At 61.2% G+C, this 24,196-nt stretch carries 18 protein-coding genes; 5 read left to right on the top strand and 13 right to left on the bottom strand.

The features are described from left to right. A partial coding sequence (locus ACEXKH_RS04855) for an IS1/IS1595 family N-terminal zinc-binding domain-containing protein (RefSeq protein ID WP_373573276.1) occupies positions 1–551 on the bottom strand: 551 nt, incomplete at its 3' end. A 72-nt stretch (positions 552–623) separates the two neighbouring features. Continuing rightward, positions 624–767 carry a hypothetical protein gene (locus ACEXKH_RS04860; protein ID WP_373573277.1) on the bottom strand — a complete coding sequence of 48 codons (144 nt, stop codon included), beginning with the start codon at positions 765–767 and terminating at the stop codon, positions 624–626. 116 nt (positions 768–883) lie between these two features. Between ACEXKH_RS04860 and ACEXKH_RS04865 the strand changes: the two genes are divergently transcribed. Continuing rightward, entirely contained in the window at positions 884–3,451 is a 2,568-nt protein-coding gene (locus ACEXKH_RS04865; protein WP_373573278.1) for a hypothetical protein, read from the top strand. A gap of 42 nt (positions 3,452–3,493) precedes the next feature. Further along, positions 3,494–4,348, top strand: a complete 855-nt coding sequence (locus tag ACEXKH_RS04870; protein ID WP_373573279.1) for a MurR/RpiR family transcriptional regulator — start codon at positions 3,494–3,496, stop codon at positions 4,346–4,348. 344 nt (positions 4,349–4,692) lie between these two features. On the opposite strand, the gene pyrE is transcribed toward ACEXKH_RS04870, so the two are convergent. Further along, positions 4,693–5,373 carry an orotate phosphoribosyltransferase gene (pyrE, locus tag ACEXKH_RS04875; RefSeq protein ID WP_373573280.1) on the bottom strand — a complete coding sequence of 227 codons (681 nt, stop codon included), beginning with the start codon at positions 5,371–5,373 and terminating at the stop codon, positions 4,693–4,695. Between the two features lie 438 nt (positions 5,374–5,811). Here pyrE and mgtA point away from each other — a divergent pair, with 438 nt between their 5' ends. After that, positions 5,812–8,580, top strand: a complete 2,769-nt coding sequence (gene mgtA / locus ACEXKH_RS04880) for a magnesium-translocating P-type ATPase (RefSeq protein ID WP_373573281.1) — start codon at positions 5,812–5,814, stop codon at positions 8,578–8,580. A 63-nt stretch (positions 8,581–8,643) separates the two neighbouring features. On the opposite strand, the gene ACEXKH_RS04885 is transcribed toward mgtA, so the two are convergent. From ACEXKH_RS04885 to ACEXKH_RS04920, 8 genes are all read right to left on the bottom strand, one after another. Next, positions 8,644–9,318 carry a hypothetical protein gene (locus ACEXKH_RS04885; protein WP_373573282.1) on the bottom strand — a complete coding sequence of 225 codons (675 nt, stop codon included), beginning with the start codon at positions 9,316–9,318 and terminating at the stop codon, positions 8,644–8,646. Between the two features lie 38 nt (positions 9,319–9,356). After that, positions 9,357–10,112 carry a hypothetical protein gene (locus ACEXKH_RS04890; protein WP_373573283.1) on the bottom strand — a complete coding sequence of 252 codons (756 nt, stop codon included), beginning with the start codon at positions 10,110–10,112 and terminating at the stop codon, positions 9,357–9,359. Between the two features lie 75 nt (positions 10,113–10,187). Beyond that, entirely contained in the window at positions 10,188–11,750 is a 1,563-nt protein-coding gene (locus ACEXKH_RS04895; protein WP_373573284.1) for a hypothetical protein, read from the bottom strand. Between the two features lie 20 nt (positions 11,751–11,770). Beyond that, complete coding sequence (locus tag ACEXKH_RS04900) at positions 11,771–12,220, bottom strand: hypothetical protein (protein WP_373573285.1); 450 nt, start codon at positions 12,218–12,220, stop codon at positions 11,771–11,773. 145 nt (positions 12,221–12,365) lie between these two features. Further along, positions 12,366–13,910, bottom strand: a complete 1,545-nt coding sequence (locus ACEXKH_RS04905; RefSeq protein WP_373573286.1) for a helix-turn-helix transcriptional regulator — start codon at positions 13,908–13,910, stop codon at positions 12,366–12,368. Between the two features lie 382 nt (positions 13,911–14,292). After that, on the bottom strand, positions 14,293–15,204 hold the full coding sequence (locus ACEXKH_RS04910) for an ROK family protein (protein WP_373573287.1): 912 nt from the start codon (positions 15,202–15,204) through the stop codon (positions 14,293–14,295). Between the two features lie 112 nt (positions 15,205–15,316). Further along, positions 15,317–16,849: a DUF5605 domain-containing protein gene (locus tag ACEXKH_RS04915; RefSeq protein WP_373573288.1), complete on the bottom strand. Its 1,533-nt coding sequence runs from the start codon at positions 16,847–16,849 to the stop codon at positions 15,317–15,319. Between the two features lie 87 nt (positions 16,850–16,936). Then, the gene (locus ACEXKH_RS04920) at positions 16,937–18,229 is read right to left on the bottom strand and encodes an MFS transporter (protein WP_373573289.1); all 1,293 of its coding nucleotides are present in this window, start codon (positions 18,227–18,229) and stop codon (positions 16,937–16,939) included. Between the two features lie 308 nt (positions 18,230–18,537). On the opposite strand from ACEXKH_RS04920, the gene ACEXKH_RS04925 reads away from it, so the two are divergent. After that, on the top strand, positions 18,538–19,179 hold the full coding sequence (locus ACEXKH_RS04925; RefSeq protein ID WP_373573290.1) for a TetR/AcrR family transcriptional regulator: 642 nt from the start codon (positions 18,538–18,540) through the stop codon (positions 19,177–19,179). Positions 19,180–19,282: 103 nt separating this feature from the next. Here the strand turns inward: ACEXKH_RS04925 and ACEXKH_RS04930 are convergent, their stop codons facing one another. Together ACEXKH_RS04930 and ACEXKH_RS04935 are read right to left on the bottom strand one after the other, a co-directional pair. Continuing rightward, on the bottom strand, positions 19,283–20,596 hold the full coding sequence (locus ACEXKH_RS04930; protein ID WP_373573291.1) for an apiosidase-like domain-containing protein: 1,314 nt from the start codon (positions 20,594–20,596) through the stop codon (positions 19,283–19,285). A 210-nt stretch (positions 20,597–20,806) separates the two neighbouring features. After that, the gene (locus tag ACEXKH_RS04935) at positions 20,807–22,234 is read right to left on the bottom strand and encodes a PTS transporter subunit EIIC (RefSeq protein ID WP_373573292.1); all 1,428 of its coding nucleotides are present in this window, start codon (positions 22,232–22,234) and stop codon (positions 20,807–20,809) included. 490 nt (positions 22,235–22,724) lie between these two features. Here ACEXKH_RS04935 and ACEXKH_RS04940 point away from each other — a divergent pair, with 490 nt between their 5' ends. Further along, positions 22,725–24,062, top strand: coding sequence for a prolyl oligopeptidase family serine peptidase (locus ACEXKH_RS04940; RefSeq protein WP_373573293.1), 1,338 nt, complete (start codon positions 22,725–22,727; stop codon positions 24,060–24,062). Positions 24,063–24,196 lie beyond the last annotated feature (134 nt).

A 24,196-nucleotide genomic window follows, 5' to 3' on the forward strand; every position in this document is an offset into this window, starting at 1 on the left:
TGCTTGCCGCGGTGCCGGGAGGGGCGCGGCATCGTGAACGACCCCTTCGCGTGGTTGCCCTTGAACGACTCGGGGAAGTAGGTCTCGTCGAGCTCGCAGCCGCAGCCCCGCTCGACCCTGAACGAGGGGGAGTAGGCCGAGAGGCACTCGATCAGCCTGTGGCGCATGGTGTAGGCGGTCTTGAGGCAGACGCGGCAGCGCCTCGCGCATTCGCGCAGGGGCAGCATGAGCGCGAAGCACTCGGCGTAGGCCATCCAGGTCTCCTTCGGGAGCTTGCTCGTCCCCAGGATGCGCTCGCTGCCCATGCCGAAGGTCCTGCCGCAGCCCCGGCAGAGGTAGCGCTGCTCGCCGTTCTTCGATTTGCCCTTCTTCACGACCGCGGCGGACCCGCAGCGCGGGCAGCGTTCGATTTCGTAGGCGGAGCCGGCCGCGTCGTCGAACGCCGCCGCGCGGATCACGTCCCTGACGGACTCGATAGCGCGGCGGCGCTCGGTCTTGCTGAGGTTCGCCATGCCCTTCTTGAAGTTGAGGACCAGGTCTTCGGCGTTCATGCTGCCCCCATCATCGCGGTCTATGGGGTCAACGATATGGCACCGTGGGGACACATGTATGTCAATCCTGGTCTAACAGAGCCTATGTTTTTCACTGATATTCTGTTGATGACCCCAGCTGAACGCATCATTCCAGTCATAGCGGGCGCCCGCGTGGTAAGCACGCTCGCTGTCGGTCAGCTCGAGCAGAAGGCTGTCTAAACGTGCAAGATCCATGGCATCACAATCGTTGATTCGGTCATATTCTGCTGTGGTTTTGATATTAGCAGGACGGCGCGCTCGGCGTACTCTGACTTCAATCGATTTAAAAGGTTGGTTTTAGAGGAGTGGATATGGCGGCATACGACAACCATGTGCTTCCGTTCTTGTGGCTCAAGGGCGAGGCGCACGAGACGATTACCGAATACCTGGAGCAGATCGCCGGTGCGAACATCCGCGAGGTCTGCCTCGAATCGCGCACGCATCCCGAGTTTTGTCGCAACGGCTGGTGGGCTGACCTGCGTTTTATCATCGGCGAGTGCAAGCGCTTAGGGTTGAAGATCTGGCTGCTCGACGACGCCCATTTCCCCACGGGCTACGCCAACGGCGCGCTTGCGGGCGAGAACGTCGACCCCGCGCTTAAGAAGACCGTGCTCAAACATCGCACGGTTACGGTCGTCGGTCCCCAGCCGTCCACGGTCATCAAGCTCGGCAATCTTATGGATCCCACGGAGCGCTTTGTGGGCGCGGCGACTTTCGACGCCGCCGGCGCACCGCTCGACCTTGAGCTCTCCGTTGAGCAGGCCGACGGCACCCCCGCTCGCCTGCGTTTTGACGCGCCCGCCGGCATCACCACCGTCGAGCTCTTCGTCACCAGCCAAAAGACCGGCTTTCGCGATGAGTACATCAATATGGTCGACGCCGATTCGTGCCGTGTGCTGATCGACGCCGTCTACGAGCCCACGTTTGTGCATCTGGGCGACGAGTTCGGCCACACCATCCTAGGCTTCTTTACCGATGAGCCTGGCTTTATGAACGAGAAGGGCACGGCACTCGATGACGCCTCTACCAGCAGCTTTATCGGAAGAGGCGACCTGGCGCTGCCGTGGTCGGACGAGCTTGCCCGCCGTTTGTACGAGGCGTTGGGCGCGAGCTGGCTCACCAAGCTACACGGCCTTTGGACGCGCGAGGCAGATGGTGCCCGAGTCCGTCACACCTACATGGACATTGCCACGCAACTCTACCGCGCATGCTTTGACGAGCAGATTGGCGACTGGTGCCGCGAGCACGGCGTCATGCACATCGGGCATGTGATTGAGGACAAAAGCTGCCACACGCGCCTGGGCCAGGGCGCCGGGCACTACTTCCGCGCGGTCGCCGGACAAGATATGGCGGGCATCGACGTTGTCATCAACCAGCTTGTCCCTGGCGTCGACCACGGGCGCTACAGCTACTTCCACGGCGCGTGGAACATGGAGTTCTTTACCTACGCACTTGCCAAGCTGGGCTCTTCGGCCGCGCGCCTCGACCCAAAAAAGCAGGGGCGCTGCATGGCCGAGGTCTTTGGCGCCTTCGGTTGGCACGAGGGCCTGCGCGAGATGAAATGGATCGCCGACCACATGCTCGTCCGCGGTATTAACTGGTTTACGCCGCACGCGTTTAGCATGGCGCCCTTCCCCGATCGGGACTGTCCGCCGCACTTTTACGCGCACGGCAACAATCCGCAATGGCCGCACTTTGGCCAGCTCATGAGCTATATGAACCGCACTGCCACGCTGCTTTCGGGAGGCAGCGCCACGCGTCCCGTCGCCGTCCTGTACCACGCCGATGCCGAGTGGGCCGGCAGCGCCATGCCTATCGAGCGCGTGGCTGCCGAGCTCACGCGTGCGCAGATCGACTTTGATTTTGTGCCCGCCGAGGCTTTTGAGGATGAGGACCGTTACGAGGTTTCGATTGCCGATGGAATGCTTACCATAAACGATTGCCGTTACCAGGCGTTTGTTATGCCAGGAGCTTCATTTATTGGCTCGGCGACGGCGCAGGCCGTGAGGCGCATGATGGCGGCGAGCGTTATGGTCCTCGCCGTCGACGAGGTGCCGAGCACGCTTTACGACGCCGATGGCGTGGTTGAACTGGGTGAACTTGCAGCGACTCCGCTTGCCGATATGGCGGGCGTGCTGGCGAGCGTTGGGCTGCAGACGGTTGTCACCGACACGCCCCAGCCCTGGTTGCGCGTGCTTCGCTACGAGCACGCCGGCGAGACCTACGTCATGCTGGTCAACGAACACCCGCACGAGCGCATCGACTGCACAGTTAAACTCGCGCAGGGCGAGCGACTTTGTGGCACGCGCCTCGACCTGCTGAACGGCACCGATCCTGTTGCGTTTGACGGAACGCTTGAGCTCGCACCCTTCGAGAGCTGCCTCGTTGCCTTGGAGACGGACGGCGAGTTTGAGTCCGGAGACGGCGCAGACATGGGCTCGAGCGATGCGCTCGCCCTCGACATCAACGGACCTTGGACCGTCGCCCTCTCCCCCGCCGGCAGCGGAACCTTTGGTGCCCCGCAGGAACTCGAGCACTTGTGCGATCTCACGGCCGAGCGATTCCCCGATGCATGCGGGACGTTCCGCTATCGCACATTGTTCGAGCTGGCGAACGACCTTGCCGATGCCACGATCGACCTGGGAGATGTCTACGAAGTCGCGACACTTACGCTCGACGGACACCCACTCGGCACACGCATCTGTCCGCCCTATCGCTTTGCCATCGACCCGCTTGCCGCCGGCACGCACGAACTCACCGTCGACGTCATCAACACGCTCGATCATGCGATTCCCGACATCTTCGCCCTCACCGAACCCGTCGCCCCGAGCGGCATCCTCGGTCCCGTTACCCTTTGCGGGCAAAACCTGCCAAAATAAACCTGTCCTTTTTTGGCAGGTTTGTTGAGTGTGGGAGTTCGCATGGATATCAAACGCAAGATTTCCGAGGCACAGGGCCTTACCCCTACCGAGCAACAACTCGGCATCTCGGCCCTTGCCATGGGCGAAGACGTCCGCGGGCTCTCTATTAAGGAATTTGCCGCACGCACCAATGTTTCGGTCGCGAGCGTGCACCGTTTTTGCAAAAAGCTCGGCCTCGAGGGATTCAAAGACCTCAAGGTCGAGCTCATCCGTCAGGCAGCCGAGACGGGTAACCGGCGCGACGTGGACATCAACTTTCCCTTCGATGCCACCTCCACTCCTGCACAGGTGATGGAGCGCATGGAAAGGCTCTACCAGACTACCTTGGCCGAAACGCAGGAGCTGCTCGACCCCGTACAGCTCGACTACGCCGCCAAGCTCGTCATGCGCGCCGGCACCGTGGACATCTACACGGGCTCGCACAACCTCTATCCAGCGGGAATGTTCCACGATCGTCTGCTTTCCGCCGGTAAGCGCGCGACGTGCTACGGCGGCGTCGAGGCCCAGGTGCGCACGGCGCTCACCTCGGGCCCCGACCATGTGGCAATCGTCATTTCCTACAGCGGCCTTGCCCCCAACTTCAAGGAAATCTTGCCGATCCTCAGTAGTCGGCATGTCCCGGTCATCGTCATCGGCACACCATACTGCGCCCGCATTCACCCCGGCTTTGCCGTCTATCTCATGGTGAGCGACCACGAGAGCATGACGCACCGTATCACGCAGTTTGCCAGCCACATCGCCGTGCAGTACGTGCTCGATTCGCTCTATAGCAGCTACTTTGCCAAAGATTACGCCCGCTGCTCCGAGTTCCTCGAGCGATTGTTTCCCTACACCCGCCTGCCCGGGCTTAAGTAGCGACGAGCGTGGGTTTTCGGACACTAACCTAACGAGCGTGGATAATCTCCCACTTTGAGACCGTCACCGAGCCAAAAACGGGAGATTATCCACTCTCATTTCAGACTGGTCATTGGGGACGTTCTTAAACGACTAGTCAAACAAGAACGTCCCCAAGTGCCGCATTTGGAGCAAGATGACGCCGCAGGCAGAGGACGGACAGCGAGCGGGTCGCATTTGAGACAAGGTGACGTGAAGCGAAAGGGCGCTGACCTTCTGGTCGCGCCCTTGAAGTTGAACGTCAGATTGTCCAAATGCAGCCCGCGCAGCGTCGAGCTGTTACGCGGTTTGGTAAAACCGCGTAACTAACGGACTCCGTACTGCTCGTAGTAGGCGTCGATGGCGGCCTTGAGTTCGTCGTCGATGACGACCTTGCCGTCAATCTCGTGGTTGTAGAGGGTCTCGACGACCTCGGCCATGGAGACGATGCTCGCGACAGGGAAACCGTACTTGACCTCGATCTCCTTCTGTGCGGTGGTCACGCCGCCCTTGCCGACCTCCATGCGGTTGAGGGACACGATGAGACCCTTGATTTCGACATCGGCAGCAGCCTTGACCTTGGGATAGGTCTCGTCGATGGACTTACCGCTGGTGGTGACGTCCTCGACCATGATCACACGGTCGCCGTCCTGGGGCTCGTAGCCCAGCAGGTTGCCCTTGTCGGCACCGTGGTCCTTGGCCTCCTTGCGGTCGCAGCAGTACTTGACCTCCTTGCCGTACAGCTCGTGGTAGGCAATCGCGGTCACGACGGCCAGCGGAATGCCCTTGTAGGCAGGCCCGAACAGCACGTCAAAGTCGTCGCCAAAGTTATCGTGAATGGCCTGGGCGTAGTACTCGCCCAGCTTCTTGAGCTGATAGCCCGTCACGTAAGCGCCGGCGTTCATAAAGAACGGGGACTGACGGCCGCTCTTGAGCGTAAAGCTGCCGAACTTAAGAACGTCGGACTCGACCATAAACTTGATGAACTCTTGCTTGTAAGCCTCCATGCGGGCTCCTCTCGTAATCGCGTACGTGCTTCACAGTTTAGCGCAGGCAGGACGTCGATGCGGGCGCGCTTTGAAGCCATGGCGCTCTGTAAGGGCTTTGTCAGGGGCGATGATTTTCCGAACAATGGGGTTGACACGGCAAACCCCCTCGTCAAAAATACCGGCGGATTGAAACGGGTACGAGATACCCAAAGCGCGCTGCGCCCGGCCTTAAGGAGGTGTGCCATGGAAGGCAGTCATAGTCGAAAAACCTGCATGTCGCCCTCGGCACGCCGCGAGGACCCCGCGCACGCATAAGCGCCAACAGTCGATCACCAAAACCACCACAAAGGTGCCTGTCCCCTTTGTGGTGGTTCGCGAGCATGACGTGAGCGACATCTAGGTTTTTTGCAATTCAATACGACACGTACGCTAACTCCCTTTAACAAGGAGGACCCTATGCTGATGCTCAAAACCGCCACGGTACTCGAAGTCATCTCCAAGCGCCGCCGCACGGCGCGCCCTGCCGCTCACGCCGGCCTTGCCAAGAACACCATCTTTGCCGCAACCCATAGCGCCGAGGACTCCCTCCTGCTGCTCGACGCCACGGCTGACGGCCTCACCGCCGGGCAGGCCGCCGAGCGCCTGGACGGCGCCGGTCCCAACACCATCGAGGCGCCGACCAAGACACTTGCCCGCCGCATCGCCGACGCCTTCATCGACCCCTTCGCCGGCATCCTCGCCGCGCTCGCGCTGGTCTCGCTCTACATCGACGTGCTCGCCGTGCCCGAGCCGCAGCGCGACCCCTCCACGGTCATCGTCATCGGCATCATGCTACTGGTATCGGGCGGCATGAAGTTTATCCAGGAAGCACGCAGCGGCAATGCGGCAGAGGCCCTCAAGGACCTGGTCTCCAACACCTGCACCGCCCTGCGCGACGGCGAGCGCATCGAGATACCCTTCGACGAGCTCGTCCCCGGCGACGTGATCCGCCTCTCCGCCGGCGACATGGTGCCGGCCGATGCCCGCATCATCACCGCACGCGACCTGTTTGTGATCGAGTCCGCCCTCACCGGCGAAAGCGAGGCCGTCGAGAAGACCGCCGTCGCCACCGTCGTCGAAGGCGCCGACAGCTCCACGCTGCCGCTCTCCGCCTGCAAGAACATCGTCTTTACCGGCACCTCCGTGCAAAACGGCACCGCCATGGCGCTTGTCGTGGCCACCGGTTCGGACACCTACCTGGGCGGCATCGCCAAGATGCTCAACGGGCGCGGCGAGAAGAGCGCGTTCGACCGCGGCGTCTCGAGCGTCTCGATGCTGCTCGTGCGCCTGATGCTCGTCATGGCGCCGGCAGTCTTTGCCATCAACGCCGCCACCAAGGGCAACGTCATCGATGCGCTGCTGTTCGCCACGAGCGTGGCCGTGGGCATCACGCCGCAAATGCTTCCCGTCATCGTGACCACGAGCCTGTCGCAGGGCGCCAAGGACCTCGCCCGCCGTCAGGTCGTCGTCAAGGAGCTGCCTGCGATCCAAAACCTCGGCGCCATGGACGTGCTGTGCTGCGACAAGACCGGCACCCTCACCGAGGACCGCATCGTGCTCGAGCGCTATCTCAACACCGACGGCAACGAGGACACGCGCGTGCTGCGCCATGCGTTTTTGAACAGCTTCTTCCAGACCGGCCTCAAGAACCTTATCGACCTGGCCGTCATCGATCGTGCCGACATGACGCCCTCGGCCATCGCGCCCGATGCCATGCTGGGCGAGAGCCTGCGCGGGCGCTATACCAAGGTCGACGAGGTGCCCTTCGATTTCTCGCGCCGTCGCCTGAGCGTAGTCGTCGCCGATGCCCAGGGCAAAACCCAGATGGTTACCAAGGGAGCTGCCGAGGAAATGCTCGAGATCTGCTCCTTTGTTGAGGTCGAAGGCGTCGCCCAGCCGCTGAGCGAAGAGAAGCTCGCCCAGATTCGCAAGCAGGTCACCGGGCTCAATGCCGAGGGCCTGCGCGTGATTGCCGTGGCGCAGAAGACCGATCCGCGCTGCGTGGGCGAGTTTGGCATCGCCGACGAGTGCGACATGGTACTGATGGGCTTTTTGGCCTTCCTCGATCCGCCCAAAGCAAGTGCCGCGGGCGCTGTCGCCACGCTCGAGGCCAAGGGCGTAGCGGTCAAGGTCCTGACCGGCGATAACGATCGCGTCGCCGCCACCGTCTGCGAGCAAATCGGTATCGATGCGAGCAACGTCTTGCTGGGCTCCCAGATCGATGCGCTCGACGACGCCGAACTTGCCGAGCGCGCCCAAGAGACGCACCTCTTCGCCAAGCTCTCGCCGCTGCAGAAGGCGCGTCTGGTGCGCGTCATGCGCGAGCAGCTCGGTCACACCGTGGGCTTTATGGGCGACGGCATCAACGACGCCGCCGCCATGCGCGCGAGCGACTGCGGCATCTCGGTCGACTCCGCCGTCGACATCGCCAAGGAATCCGCCGATATCATCTTGCTCCAGAAGGACCTGGGCGTGCTCGAGCGCGGCATTATCGAAGGCCGCCGCACCTACGGCAACCTGCTCAAGTACCTCAAGACCACGGTGAGCTCCAACTTTGGAAACGTGCTTTCCGTGACCGTCGCGAGCCTGTTCTTGCCGTTTTTGCCCATGAGCGCCCTGCAGCTGGTGCTGCTGTCGCTCGTCTACGAGATCGTATGCATCGCGCTGCCGTGGGACACCGTCGACGACGCCTGGACTGCCCGCCCGCGCGCCTGGGACGCCGCGTCCATCAAGGGCTTTATGCTCGCGCTGGGCCCCGTGAGCTCGCTGTTTGACATCGTGACCTTTGCGGCGCTCTTCTTTGTGGTGTGCCCCGCCGCCGTGGGCGCAAGCTGGACCGAGCTTGCCACCGCGGGCAACGTCGAAGGCATGGCGGCCTTTACGGCGCGCTTCCAGAGCGGCTGGTTCGTTGAGTCCATGTGGTCGCAGACGCTCGTGATCCACATGCTGCGCTCCCCGCGCCTGCCGAGCCCGCGCGACCACGCCGCGCCCGCGCTGTGCGTCCTCACCGTGCTGGGCCTGGCGCTCGTCACTTGGCTGCCGGCAAGCCCCATCGCCGACGCGTTGGGCCTCATGCCGCTGCCGACGAGCTTTTTCGCGCTGCTCATCGGCATCGTCGCCGCCTATATCGCGCTCACCCAGCTGGCCAAGCGCCGCTACATCGCCCGCCACGGCGAGCTGCTGTAGCAGACAGCCCTAAGGCAAAACCACCACAAAGGTGCCTGTCCCCTTTGTGGTGGTTTTGGTGCGCTATGATGCGTTGGCCAGGCGGCTCCAGAGCTCATCGATATCGATCTGGTCGCCGCCGCTCAGGTAGCCGGTGCGAATAAAAGCCTCGTTGTAGATATAGATGTCATGAGCGCTGTCGCCATCGTCTTCGGTGTCGTAGGCCGAAATCACATAGCGGCTGCCGTCGAGTGCCCTGACCAGCCAATACGCGGAATCGTCAACCGTACACTTCTCCTGCACCATCGCTGCATCGCCAATTGCGCCGGCAAGCGCGCGGTCGCCCGTCGTATAACCGGCCACCGAAAGCAAGATCGCCACGCTATCGTCTCCGCCGCCCGGTTCAAGCTCCTCGTACTCGGACTCCGAAAGCGGTATCGCGCTATTTGCAAGTTCGTCCACATCGTCCGAAACCTTGGAAAAGGTAAAGGCGAAAAATCCCGCGTCATCGACGGCGCCGTAGCCCACGTTCTCGCCTTGCCACTCATAATTTTGATGTTTGAGCAGGCGCACCAGATCGGCACCGCCCAGGTTGATTGCGGCATAGACCGTCACGTTGGCATTGTCGTCCACGCAGGCGGCGTCCGCCGTGCTCGCCGCCTTGGCGCCGCCCGCGCCGCCCGAGCAGCCAGCCAGCGTGCAAGCCGCCGCGCCCGCGCCCGCCACAAAGGCCGCGCGGCTCATCGTCATCTCATTCATCATGTTCATCCCTCGCTGTGATGTCGGTCGCGTCGCGCTTAGCCGAGCGCGCGCCCGGTCTTCTCCTGCCAAAATTCGTCAATCGTGGGGGCACCGCCGCCCTGGGTAAACGTACCGATCTTGATAGCCTCCTCGGTAATGAGATCCAGGCGGTAGTCGCCGTTTTCCATCGGGCTCACCATGGCAACGTGACGCGCCATATTGGAACCGTAAACGCACGCAATCCACGAGCCCGAGGTGATCTGCGCTCGGTCCTCAACCGGCACGGAAAAGCCCGCGATAACATCCTCGCAGCTCGAATAGCCCGAAAGCTGCAGCGTGTACATCACGGTGCTTCCGGTGCCGCCCTTGTCGAGCTTTCCGATTTCGTCCTCGCCGAGCCATTCGGTCGCGCCGTCCTTGCTGATATTGCAGACGCTGAGTACGCGGCCTGCCTCGTTCTCGTACATCTCGAGCGCATCTTGCCAGGTATAGCCCTGTTGCGACGCAAATTCCTGCAACTGCCAGCCCTTAAGCTCGAGCAATGCCGCGATGCTGATGTTGCGGTGCGCATCCCAGCAGTCATCCGACCACGTATCGAACGCATCCGTCGAGCTGCCGTCCGCATCCGAGCTGCCGCCCGCATCACCGGAATCGCCCGATGACGAGCCCGCGACCATCTTGTCCTTTACCGGGCGGTCGTCGTTAAAACCCGTCGTATCCTGCGCCTGCTGTCCACCGCACCCCGCAAGCGTCAGCAGCGCCGTTCCCGCCGCCACGACAAACGCCGTGCGCGAAATAACCGTCTCCCTCATCGTTGTTCCTTTCCCGTTCTTTATCACAATGCCGAGAAACACGCCCGGCATCGATTCAGACATAGCCCGCTCACGCTATTGACGAGGCAGTTCCGTCCAGCCAAAACCGGGCTCAAAGCCATCGCGCGTGCCGATCACATCGCCCGAGCCGTTCACCCAAGCCTGGTCTGCCATCACCGAAACCTCGACATCGGTGCCATCGGGCCTGGTGTAATGGTTGACTCCGCGAATGGCATCGGAATACGAGGCCGCGCCCGTGCCTACGCCCGCGCTGGAGAAACTGGCTGCGCTGGCGGCCATGTTCGCGGCGTGCTGACGATCGCTGCGATCGAACCATGCCTGTTGGTAACTGTCGAACGCCGCTTGCTGCGAAGCATGCATCTGCTGCCAGGCTGCAAACTGCTGTTGCTGCTGGGCGATATTCATCTGCGTGCGCTGGCGTTGCTCGAGCACCATCTGCTGCTTTTGAGCGCTCGCCTCGCGCGCAAGCTCCGGGTTGAGCCGCAGGGTCGATGCCATTGAGGCAAGCGCCGTAGAGGCCGCCTCGTCCAGACGGCCCTCTGGCGCAACCAAGCAGAAGCTGTCCCTGATACGCCACTGCAACAGGTCGACCGCCCCCAGCTTAAATGGTGCCTCGTCTGGGCAATCGCCTTGATCCGTAGCCTGCTCTTGCACGACGCTCTGCCCCGCCGCTGCCGCCGCATGGCGCTCGCGCAGGCGCTTGCCCAGAACGCCGCCGATGAGCCCGCTCGAAAGGCCCGCGCCCAGCAGCGCCTCGGCCCCGGCGGCAATGCCTTTACCCATAGAGCCCGCGACTCCGCCAATCGAGGCCACATACCCCTCGACTTTGGCGGCCACCGCAAGCTCGGTGGGCACTGGGGCGCTCGCGAGCCGATATCTACGCATGCGGCACTCATAGATCACATCGCTCGGCTCCATCGAAAAGCCCTGGATCGCAAAGTCGTTTGCCGCCTCGCGCTTTACGCGGGCACGCTCGCGCTCGATATCGACCTCCGCGCTCGATGGGTACGGTTGCTCGGCAACAACCTCTGCCCGCGCACCCAGCCGTGCCGCACAGGCCTGAGCCAGCTCGTCGCAAGCTGCCTCCACGTGCACAAACACCTTGCGTTCGGTTTGCGTGGGGATACGCTTGGCAACGGCGCCCGCATCCACGTAGCAGAGCTCGGAGCGGTACATAATCCGCTCACCCATCGGACCCGCCGCCGTCACGCCAACCGAAATCGGGCAGTCGAAACTGCCGCTGCGCTCAAGATGCGCCTCTTCGATATGCCAGCCCCGCGGCAGCACCACCTGCGCGAGTGCCTGGCCGCCAGAGGTATCGCATGCGGTATGAAGCTCAAGGTCACCGATGTGAGGCGCATCCGTCGTGGCCGCGTCACGAGACGACGACGCGACGCCGACAGCCTCTACCAGCGCATCGGCCGGCGCGTCCACGCTCGAGTCGGCGCCTTCGTCCGCATCGTCATCGGCAGTCGCCCCATCTGTAGGCCCCACGGCGCCCGAGTAGCCCACAACGCCCTCAAGTCGGACGCCGCATCCCGGGCAAAATCGTACCGGCACGCCGGCGACCCGAGGCAGCTGCGCCCCACACGCTGGGCAGAATCTCAACTCACTCATCCCGTACACCCCTAATTTCGTTAGCTGTTTTTGATCGCGGCAAGCTGCCGCCATAACTCATCGGCACCGTTAAGTCGGTACGCCGTCTTATCGAGCACGATGTTTTTGCCCTCAAGTTCCACCGATTGCTCCGAGCCATCCGTATAGACAAAGACGAGCGTTCGGCCGGCATCGCTCGTCCGCTCATCCACCGCATCCCCCACGGTGCAGCCATCGAGCGCAGCAAAAGTCGATGCGACCAGTTCGGCATCGTCGGTCTCATAGACCGTCCGCGCCTCCCCGTCCTCGATAAGCTTGACCGCCACCGGAACGGCGGCGCAATCGTTGAGCGATGCTTGTGCGGCAGTCTTTCCCTGAGCGCCATGGGCGCCGGCGCCGTAAGCTCGCATGAGTGTCACCGCCGCGGCAACAACAACCACGGCGATAAGCGCGCCCGCAATTTTATTAGACGCGCAACCCTGAGACGCCATAGACGCACCCCTTCCGTTCTGCTTCGCTCAACATCACATTCATATGCCTTTGAGCGCCAAAACGGCAGGTGACAAATGTCTCATATTCATATTTTTGCAGGTAAAAAACCACCACAAAGGTGCCCGTCCCCTTTGTGGTGGTTGGCTAGTCTTGGGGCGTCCAGGACCAGAAGAAGTTGATGAGGGCCACGCGCGAGGCGGCACCGGTCTTTTTGTTGATCGAGGCGATGTGGCGGTAGAGCGTAGAACGCGAAAGGAGGAGCGCCGCCGCCACGTCCTGCACGCTGTCGTCCGAAACGACCAACGCCTCCAGCACATCGCGCTCGCGCTTGGTGAGTCCAAAGGCGGCTACAAAGCCGTCGAGTCGATCGTCAAACGAAAGCTCCGGCGTCTCCGGGGGCACCGCGTCGGTCTGATCGGGCGCACGGCTCTTGCCAAGATCGTCGGTGGCAAACGCCAGCCCCCTGTGATCCGCTTCGTCCTCAACGCCTTGTCCAAACTGTCCCAGCAGCGAGATCGCAATGCCGACAAACAGCACGAGTACGACACCCACCGCCATTAGCACGTTTTGGCTCGAGATGATCGCCACCGCCGGCGCCGTCACAAGCATTGAGCAAATGTTGTTGATGACGCGGCCCATGCACGGCCACAGATACGACCAGCGCGCATACATCGAAATCGCGGCGAACTTCGCGGTGAAGAACACCACGAAAAAGCCCGTGCCCAGGTAAAAGATAATCGTGGCGGCGAGCGCATTACCGCCGTTGCCATCGGTGATAAGCACGAAGAACGAGAGCGTGGACAGCATGGCGGCGCACGTTATGATGATATTCATATACGAGCGTCCTCGCAGGTCATACAGGGCGCCGGCGGCAAGCGCGCTCACGACCAGCAGCAAGCGCGGCCAGTCGCCCAAATCGATGGCGCCGGCGGCATGCGAGGTCGTAAGACCGGCGTTGAGAGCCGCGAATACGCCGGTAAGACAGGCGGTCGCCACCGTCAAGCGCACTACGGCACCTTGGAAGGCCGCCTTTGCCTCGGGATTATCGCGCCACTTGGCGCCATGCTCCGACGCATCGACCGATAGCTCGGCAATCTCAGCTTCGAACTCGGGCGCAGACTCATCACGCAATTTAGCTCGGCGGGTACCGTGAAGCAGCCCAACCAGCGCAATCGCACAGGCGACCAGAACAAACTGTTGAGGAATGCCCGCAGGCATCACCATATGGTTGAGCACCTGTACCAAAATGCCCGCAGCATAAGAAACCGCCACGGCACGTGCCAGACAAGGCGTCTGCGCAAAACGCCGCGCCAGATTAGCATGGGCGGTCGATCCGCAGTAGCCCAGAGCGCAGCACGCCACCAAGCCGCCCGCAATCACGACCTGAAACTGCGCCGCCATAATCAGCAGCAGCAATGCCGACACCAGCAGCACGCCCGTCATATCGCTCGTTGCATCGATTGCCTGGGGACAGCGATAGTACAGGAGAGGACGCACAAAATAGCCAATCACGCTCGCGCCGACGACGATGCTCTCGTAGACAACAACCTCGTTCGCTGGCACAAACTCGGCCACGCGTACGTCAAAGAAGTACTCGCCGGCCAAAAACGTGAAAAAGAATAGCGCCAGGCACAGAATCTCCCGCATGCCCCGGCGCAAATATGCGGTTGTGTCTCCCAGGTCCCTCATGGTAACCCCCACCCGCTTGTTGTCCGGAACACCATTTTAATAAAGAACCAATCTCAATATCGAAGCCGAGCTCGAAATACTGTAAATTCGACCCCAGCCGTCCGCATGACGCCGCGATTTTGAGCCGCAAGGCCCAGAAGGGGCGCGCACGGCTTGCAGCTCGGCAAGGAGTGTCCCCAACTGCCACTCATTTAAGTACGTCCCCAATGAGTGCAAGTGCCGCAAGTGCCAATCAAATGACGAGAGCGGATAATCTCCCACTTTGAGCCCGCATGCAGGCCAAAAACGGGAGATTATCCACTCTCATTCTGTGGGTAGTCATTGGGGACGTTCTTAAACGACTAGTCAAACAAGAACGTCCCCAATGACTATGTCCAATGCGCTACACCAGGCGCATGGCCTCCTGGACAGCACCGTAAAGGTTGGCGTCGTTGCCGAGCTCGGCCGCCTTTATCTGCGGCACAGGAATGCCGGCAAGGGTCCCTTCGTAACTCGAGAGGGCCAGCGGCATCTGCGCACGCAGGGCATCGACGAGCTCGGGATGGCACGAGATGCCGCCTGCGATCACAAAGACCTCGGGGTCGAGCACGGCCTGCAGGTTGATGAGCTGTCCGTCAAATGCGCGAGCGTAGCGGTCGAGCGCGCGCTGCGCCGCCATGTCGCCATCCGCGATCCACTCAAAGACGCGGCGGCCGTCCACCGGAGAATCCGCAGGCAGGCCCTTCTCGGCAACGGCGGCATCGCGGAGCGCACGCCAACCGCCCGAACCCGCAAAGGAGTTTTCCATGCTCGCAGCAGTCGTGACATCGTTGCGCAAGAAGCTAAACTCGCCCGCAAAGCAATGCGCGCCGCGCAAGACCTTGCCGTCGATAACGATGCCGCCACCGATACCTGTGCCGACAGCGAGCACCACGCCAAAACGCGTCCCGCGCAGAGCGCCAGCCGCATACTCACCGAGTGCACAGCACTTACCGTCGTTATTGACGGCAATCGGCACCCCCAGAGCCTCGCGCATAAGCTTTCCGAGCGGACAGCCATCCATAAACGCGAGCGCACCACCGCGATGGATCGTTCCTGTGACATCTCCCTCGTAGATGCCGCCGGGCGCACTCACGCCCACGGCGCTCACGCGCTCGCGATACGGCTCGACGAGCGAGATCAGCGCCGCGACCGTCTCATCAGCCGTGGTAAAGCCCGTCGGCAGGCTTCCGCGCTCGCGGATGGAAAAATCCTCGCCCAGCACAGCCCATTTAACGGCCGTACCGCCCACATCGATTCCAAAAAACTCCTGCATGTTCACTCCTTACAAGCGTAGCTCCGGACGCGCATCGCCGCGACCATCACAGGGGCTACCCCCCCTGCGATGGTCGTGCAGCAAGTCACGCCCGGAGCCGATTATCTCTGTTTTACGCCTCTAATTTGGTCAGGCGAAGCATCATATACTGCTTACTTGGGAGATCGATGCGGAACTTGCCCTCAAAGGTTCCGGGAAGCTCCTCCTCCGTCATGCCCCATGTGTCCACGACACTCACCTTGTATCGAGCGCCCGACTCGCCCTCAAACTCACGATACGCCGGACGGTTGAATCCAAAGTACATAAGGACATCGGCAGTCCCGCGGCCATGGTCGTTGGACATGCAGGTGACATCCCAGGTAAACGTACCGTCAAGGATACCGACCTCATCGGGCGCCCAGTCAAAATCGGCCGGCAGCGCCTCCATGTAGCGACGGCAAAAGCCAATGCGCTCGGGCGAGTCGCCGTAGAGCTTGCCGCCGTGCGCCCACCACAGCTTGGGTCCGCGGTCGACGTAGGTCTCACCGTGGGTCACATAACCGCCACGTAAACTGCCCTCCCAGAAACGACGCACGAGCTCCTGAGCGGTCAGGTTGCCCCAACCCCAGTTGATGTTGCCCTCATAGCCGACCTCGTCGATCAAAACCGGCTTGTTATACTGCGCGCGCAGCGTGGTAACGTCCTCGGCCGTGTTCTTAAGGTCGCACCTCTGGTAGCTCACATGCGTAATCCACGGATGGCTGTGGTCAAAGATCTCACGGCAATTGTGGATGCTGCGCAGATGACCATACGGGTCGTTCGCCATGATGATGCGGGCATAGCGATCCCAGTCCTCGGCCGGCTTCCACGGCATAAGATCCCACTCGTTGGCAAGGCTCCACCAGATGTTCTTGTATGCCGAGAAGCGGCGGGCGACATACGTCAGGTAGAAAACATCCTCCTCGCGCGTCATACGAGAGAAGCCCCAGTCCTCGGGCTTGTCGTACGGATGCAAAACGATGAGGTCCGCCTGGATGCCCAGCTCGTCGAGCTGCTCGATGCGGTGCTCAAGGTTCTCCCAAAACGGCTCATAGAAGCGGTAATGGTCGAAATCGCCCTTCTCGCCCTCGTAGGCATACATCGCCGGGTCCTCAACGTTATAGTCGTAGAACTTGGGAAAGACACACATGCGGATCTTGTTGAACGGAGAGGTGGCGAGCGTCTCGAGCGTCTGCTCCTGCAAGGCCGTATCCTGGTTGGTCCAGGCATAGCAAGTGGTGCCAAAGGGCAGGTAGCGCGTTCCATCCTCGTAGGCAAAGTTGGAATCCTCGTCGGTAATGAACGGAGCGTCGTGGGCAAGCACGTCTTTTGCCAGCAGCACACGACCATGGTTGTCGCCCGTAGCAGGCACGGCCTCAAAAGAGCCGGCGGTACCATCGAGCTCGGGGTCGTTGGAACTCACCGCGTAGTTCCAGACGCCGGCGCTCTCGGGCATAAAGTTAATTCGGTAGCAGCCATTGCCCTTGTAGAAGCCATGGACCTCAAAGCTGTCCTGGCCATCTGCGCGGGCGAACCGTGCCGACAGCTCGACCTCGACATAGGGATTGCCGGCCGCGGTGCCCGTGAGCTCGAGTTTAAACACCTTGTACTGCTCGACGGTGGTCATAATAACGCCTCCAAGTTAAGCGATTGAATAGTCGGAGTCCGTCGGGCAACGCGAACGCTGCCCGACGGAAGGAAAGAGAGCGACGGATTACTTGGCGTTCTTGATGAGCATGATGAACACATAGTCCACGGCGATGAGCACGATGGAGATCGGGAACGCCATGAAATAGGAGCCGGTGGCGACAACGATTGCCGAGGTCACGATGGGGCCAAGGATCTGGCCGATGGTGTTGGCGATGTTGAGGATGCCCAGGTCCTTGCCGGCGTTCTCCTTATCGGGCAGAACATCGACATTGAGTGCCTGGTCGACGGAAGAGTAGATACCATAACCAAGTCCGGCCAGCAGCGCGAATCCGTACATGCCGATAACGGACTTAAGCAGCCAGGGCAGAGCGATGCCGATGCACATCATGATCGTTGCGACGAGGATGATGGGCTTGCGGCGGCCGATCTTGTCGGAGATAGCGCCCGAGGTAAGCGAGGCGACAAGCGACACGACCATGATCACGACGGACATGGAGGAGAGGACGGCGCCGGCTTCTGCCACGGGAAGACCGATGTACTTCTCGAGGATGTAGAGCTGATATCCGTTGATGCAGAAGTAACCGAAGATGAGGAGCAGGCGGCCAAAGAGCGCCAGATAAAAGTCGCGGCAGTTCTTGGTGGGCGGAACGAACATGAGCAGCAGCGACTTGAGATTGAGCTTCTCGGACTGCTCGCCCTCGTCAAGAGCGGCAGACTTCTCGCGCGGCCAAATGATGACGGCGAGGATGCCGGTCAGCAGCCAAGAGACCGTGCCGATGATAAAGCCAGGAACTGGGTTGGAGAGGAACTGCGTACCGATGATGGTGCCAATCGACTGGCCAGCCGTTGCACCGCCGCCATAGAATGCGGAGAGCGTGCCGCGCTTGTTAAGCGGAATGCGGTCGGAAAGCACGGCAACAGCAGGGGCAAGCATGCAGTTGAGGCCAATCTGCAGCACGCACCAGGAGGCGACGATCATGGGAAGTGTGGTCGCGACCGAAGTGCTCCAGAAAGCACAGCCGCAGATAAAACCGCCGAGAACGATAAACGGTGTGCGCTTGCCAAAGCGGCTGTGGCAGTGGTCGGAAAGCGCGCCGAAAACGAGATTTGAGAACAGGGCGAAGATTGAACCGACCGAGTTCATCGCCGCGAGAATTGCCTCGGGCTGACCAATATTAAGGCCGTTAAAACGCTCGGGGAACAAGACGTTGGAGCCGATCGTGCCCGACATCATCCACATAACGCCAAAGATAATAAAACCGATCATAAAGCGCCATGTCTCGGTTTTGGTCATGGGCTTTCCGGTGTCGGGGGCGATGGCGTTCTCGTCAATCGCTGCGGCGGTTTGATTTGCCATGGGATAGATCCTCTCTCTGATGGAATGCGCGAGGGCGCCCGTGCACCAAGGGTCAAGGGGTCAAACCCGCTGGATGCGGCGGCCGTGGAATGGGGTACGGCCGCGCGCGAGCGTCTGTTGGGTTGTTACTTACTAACTAGTAAGTAACTTCCATGACCTGTATAGTACGCTTACTAAGTACTTAGTAAGCTATAAGAGCGGTAAACGGTTGTTTTGAGCCGCTGAACGGCTGAGGTAAGCTATGGGGGTATACAAAAGGCATTTGGCGGCAATACTCGAGCCGCCCTAAATAAGGCAGCGCGATTTATATGGACACTCAGAAAACTCCCACACACGCGGCAAAGAAACGCAGCGCTGCGGCGCAGGAACGCCTTGACCAGATTGTCTCGGCGGCCGTGCGGCTTATCAACGCGCGCGGCTTTAACGGCATGTCACTCCAGGCGGTAGCCGACGAGGTGGGCATCACCCAGGCGGGCGTGCTGCACTACGTGGGCAGCAAGCACGGGCTTTTGGTCGAAGTGATCCGTCGCTATTACGATCGCAGCTCAACCTTAGACGACTATCTCTCCCTCTTTCATCCTGGCGGGGCATTTGAGGGCCAGAGCCCCAAGATTCCCGAATACTGCCGTCTGCTCGTGGCGGAGAACAACAACCAGCCCGAGCTCGTCATGCTCTTCCAGATGCTCAATACCGAGGCCATGAGCACGGAGAGCCCCCTGCACGAGTATTTCAACGACCGCTCGCGCGGTGTTATCGAGCCCGAGCCCGATGTTAACTGGAGCGTTCCCGAGGGAATCGACGCCACCGAAGCCATCTCGTGCGCGCTGGCGGCGATGTATGGATTGGAAGGCCGTTGGGTGGCGCGACCCGACGAGATCGACTATCCCGCCGAGTGGTCTAAATTTGAGGACATCCTCTTTCCCCTTCCCCTCTGGGAGGGCTACCGTTAAGAGCGGCAGTACGCAATCGCCATCACCAACCGCAACGGCTGTATTGATATAAAAAGGCCCGGGCTACCACCCGGGCCTTTTCTCTTGCGTTATTCCGTTTTCCTTAATGCGCCGGCGAAACCACGAGCAGAGCGTCGTGCTCAAAGGGATGCTGAGCCACGCGCACGGTGCCGTCGCCGTTGTCGCGCACGGGCAGCTTGGCAATGCGCTTGTCCTCCATGTCGAGGGCCGTCGCCGTCCAGCCGCGCGCGCCGTCGAGCTTAAACTTGAGCGCCGTGGTGCGCGGCAGGTACGTGACGACGCGATCGCCAACGCGCGCCACACGAATGGCCTCGCGCGCGTCGTCGAGCAGCTCCTGCGCCGGAACCACGGCAAGCGCGTCGTCGGCAGCCGTGGCACCCAGGCCGGCAAGCACATGCTCGATCGCGCCAAAGTCCCACACGCCCGCAAACTGCAGGCACTCCTGCCAGCGGAAGGGCATATCAAAGCCCTCGCCCAGGACCGAACCCTGGCTGCGCGACGTCTGCCAGTTCCAAACGCCGTGTGCGCCGTAGGTCACGCCGGCACTGGCACCGGCAAGAATCGACGACCAAACGCTCGCGCGGCAATCCTGCGCGGTAAAGCGCCAGTACACGTTGCGCGACGCACCCATCTGCTCGTAGCAGGGCTCGGAGTTGACCATCGGCTTTTTGGGATAGTTGGCGATAAAGTCCTGCGGCAAGTGCCAAGCCTCGGGCTGGCCCTCGTAGTTGTGGCCGGGCTGGAACATGTAAAAGTCCAGACGGTCCAGATACTGCGCCGGAATGGTGCGATTGCCGCGGTTGATATGCATGGTGCGCAGCGCCTCGGGCGCACGCTTGACGACCTCGTCGAGCGCGTCCTCGTAATAGGCAATCGCCTCGTCGCCGGCAAAATCGGTATCACCCGTCACCACGTAGACGGGGTCAAACTCGCCCAAGTTCTCGATGACGCGGGCAACGTGGGCACGAACCTCCTCACGCGGCATAATCTCGGCGCCGCAACGCTCGGCAATCTTGGCGCCCCAGGTGCCGGGCACGTAGTTGCACCACATGAGCACGAGTGCCGGACGAATGCCGTGCTCGACGGCAGCGTGGCACATGGCAGCAGCGCGGTCCCAGTACGCCTGGTTGGGGCGGGACCAATCAAAATGCACGCCGTCCTCGCTGGCATAGGGCCAAATACCCAGATCGGGGCAGCAGCGATCCCACTGCGGCAGCGTGTTGATCTGCAGCACGTTCATGCCCTGCTCGGCGCGACGGGTCAGATAGTAGTCCCAATCGGCCTCGGCAATGCTCGTAAACGCGCTCCAGCACGTATCGGCAAACCAAAAGAACGGTTTGCCCTCGCACAAAAAGCCATCCTGGCGACCGTTAACGGTCAGCTTTCCCAAACTCATCTGCATGTCCTTTCGTTTGATAAAGGAGTTGCGAACCGGCAGATTCTTTCGCGGTAACCCCGCGCGAAAGCCCCTAGCGCTTAGCAAGCCCCGGCGAGTAGGCGCCACGCGCCCCCAATCAGTCTACCTTGTAAGAAGGGCCCCGCCGGGCTTGCGCCTGACGGGGCCCTGTCGTGTAGGTAAGGTCGTATGTGACCGAATGGTTTGGCCTTAGGCCTCCATCTCGGCAAGCTCCTCCTTGGAGAAGCCGGAGACATAGACGACGGCAGCGGCGATGACAAAGGAGATTGCCATACCAACGATAGCCCAGACGGTGTTCATCTGGCCACCCTGCAGATAGTTGGTGAAGACCAGGAAGCTGGCAGCACCGCCGGCCAGGTAGTAGGTAACACCCATGATGCCGGAGAACACAGCGCCGATAGCACCGCCGATGAACATACCGAACATGGTGCGACGGAAGCGCATGAGGATACCGAAGAGCGCGGGCTCGGTGACGCCGCCGGCGATGGCGGAGATGACGTAACCCAGGGCAAGGGACTTCTCGTCGGGGTTCTTCATCTTGAGGAAGGCACCGAAGGCGCAGCCCCAGACAGCGGCCATAGCGCAGTTGGTGGAAACGAAGACGAAGGGATCGTAGCCAGCAGCGATGATCTGAACCTGAGCGAGCAGGATGACGGGCATGTGCATACCGCAGACCACGAAGAGCTGCCAGAAAGCGCCGAGGACGGCCATGACGACGAGGACGCCGATGCCGCCAAGATCAGCAAGACCAAACAGGGCGTTGGCGATGAGGTTACCGAGCTCGTTGCCGATCGGGGCGAGGACGATGAAGGCGATGGGGATCGTGACGATCATGGTGCAGAACGGCGTGAAGACCGTGGAGAGCACGTCGGGCATGACCTTCTTAAAGAACTTCTCGATGAAGTAGAGGACCGGCACCGAAAGGATGATCGGCAGGACGGACTGCTGGTAGTTGGCCGCGGCGATCTGGATGCCGTAGACCGAGATGATGCCGCCACCCTCCTGGGTCGCAACGCTCACAACGGACGGGGCCATGAGGGCGCCACCGAGGAGCATGCCGAGCACGGGGCTTGCGCCGAGCTTCTTAGCTGCGGCATAACCCAGGTAGATGGGGATAAACGTGAACGTTGCCTCATACAGCGTGGTGTAGAGGAACGTGTAGGTCGGGTCGGTGTCGGAGAGGAAACCGAGCATGGTGGGGCCGAGGATAGCCGCGATGGTGCGGAACAGACCGCCGGCCATGAGCAGCGGGATCAGCTGGGTCATGGAGCCCGACAGATAGTCAAGGATGATGTTGGGCAGGTTCTTGATCTCGAACTTCTCCTTGGGAGCGTCGAGGTTCTCGTCAACCGCGGCACCCTGCTTGACGCCGGAGATGGCGACGAACTCGGCGAGCACCTTGGGCACGTTCTGGCCGATGATGACCTGGAGCTGGCTGCCGGCGAACTGGCAACCCAGAACACCCTTGACCTTCTTGATCTTCTCCACGTCGGCCTTATTGTTGTCCTTGAGCGTCAGGCGCAGACGCGTCATGCAGTTGGTGGCGACGGAAACATTCTCCGCGCCGCCCACGAGCTCGAGGACATCGGTGGCAATCTGCTTGTTATCTACTGCCATGGGACCCCTCCCCATATCTTCGTGTGCCAGCCCCCTTGGGCTTAGGCACGCCTTTGGCCCGGCGACTATAACCCCTTACGGTTGCCGGACCCTTGGATACGCTTTTGTAAACAAGGTGTTTACTGAACGTTTACGGGCTTTAGTTTACACGGAGCGCCGAATTTATGGCAATTTTGCCGTCTACAGTCCGGTGAACGGTAGGAAATCGGGGGTGAACGTACTTGAACGGTAAGGGATTGTCTATTTGACGCTCTGCTGCTAAATGCCTATTTACGTGGTCTTTTAATTTGGTAAACACCTCTATTCTTTGTTGACCCATCAACAAAAGCCCTGCTAAATGGTGATAAACGAATGTTTAGTAATTTGTTGAGTGTTCATTTTGACCGTTTACCGAGTTCATCTGCCTGTTCTGTAGCTCTGCATTAAACTAAACATGTTTAAGTTGTATTGCCGCTGATGTTTACCACTCGCGGCGCAGAGGAGGCAGCTCATGGAACTCAAATCGTGCACCTACGCAACCGTCACCACGCTGGGAGACTTTGGCCCCTGGATCAGCAAAGTCGTGCTCGACCTGCCGTGCACCGTTCGCGCCAACGATATCGATGCGCGCACCTTCCATATATATGTAGAGCGCCATGAACGCACGGGCGAGATCCTGATGCGCAAAGAGCGCGGCGCCGACCACGCCGCACCTTCCGTAGGCTATGTCGACGTCCTCGCCGCCTATCCGTGCGATGAGTGCGGACGCAAGCTCGCCTTTGGCACCCATGTGGCGCTCGAGATCGCCGAGCAGCGTCTGACCAAGAAGATCGAGGGCAGCGTGATGGGCTCGCGCTTGCTCGACGACCAGCTGCGCATCACGCAGCTCGCGGCCCTTCCCGGCAATGACGGTGACGATCCAACCTGCGGCCTGGTCTTTGACACCTGCCGCGGCGACATCTGTCCCGCGCTCAAGGGCTGGAGCAATGCCACGCAAAAGACCGCCGTCAACGGCATCGCGCTCGAGTACGGCTTCTTTGAGCCCAGCTTTAAGGCCGAGGACTCCGCCTGCTTCAACCCCTTCGCGCCCGAAACGACAGTCGTGCCCCAGAAGGCCCCGCTCGTGGTGTACCTGCACGGCGCTGGCGAGGGCAAGGGCGCTACGCAAGGCGAGGGCGCCACGCGCGCTTATATCGGCAACCGCGTGACGGCCATCAGCCAGGCGCAGATCCAACGCTACTTTGGCGGCTTTGCCTGGGTTCTCGTGCCGCAGTCGCCCACGTTTTGGATGGACAACGGCACTGAGCAGCTCGGCCACTCCAACCAGAGCATCTACTCCCCCGTCATTAAGGCGCTCATCGACGAGTTTGTCGCCGAGCATGCCGACCGCATCGACACCGACCGCATCGTGGTCGCTGGCCTTTCCAACGGCGGCTTTATGACGCTGCGCCTGTGCGCCGACTACCCCGAGTTCTTCGCCGCGGGCCTTCCCTGCTGCGCGCCGTGGTACAACGCCACGGACGAGGACGTTGCTGCCCTTGCCAAGACACCGCTGTGGTTTACGCACTCCAAGGGCGATGAGCTCGTGATACCGCAGGAGACCGTGCTGCCGCTCACGGCTCGCCTACGTGACGCCGGAGCCAACGTGCACCTCACCTACTTTAGCCATGTCGAGGACCTGACCGGGCGCTACCGCGAGGCCGACGGCTCGCCCAAGAAGACGTTCAACCATGGCGTGTGGATCCACCAATTCAACGACCTGTGTTATCAAGACTTCGACGGGGGCAACGTACTCATCGACGGCGAGCCGGTGGGCTGCTGGGAGTGGTCGGCCAGGGTCGACAGGTAATCCTTTCCCGACGCGGGGACCGGGGCTTAGTTTTGCAAACGTCCTCGGGCATGCATGGGTCGGCGCTTTGCGCTTCGCGCTGCGCCGACCCATGCCCCCTGTGGAATGTTTGCAAAACTAAGCCCCGGTCCCCG

Source organism: Collinsella aerofaciens ATCC 25986 (assembly GCF_964259375.1).
In the GTDB taxonomy this organism is placed as follows: domain Bacteria; phylum Actinomycetota; class Coriobacteriia; order Coriobacteriales; family Coriobacteriaceae; genus Collinsella; species Collinsella aerofaciens_BO.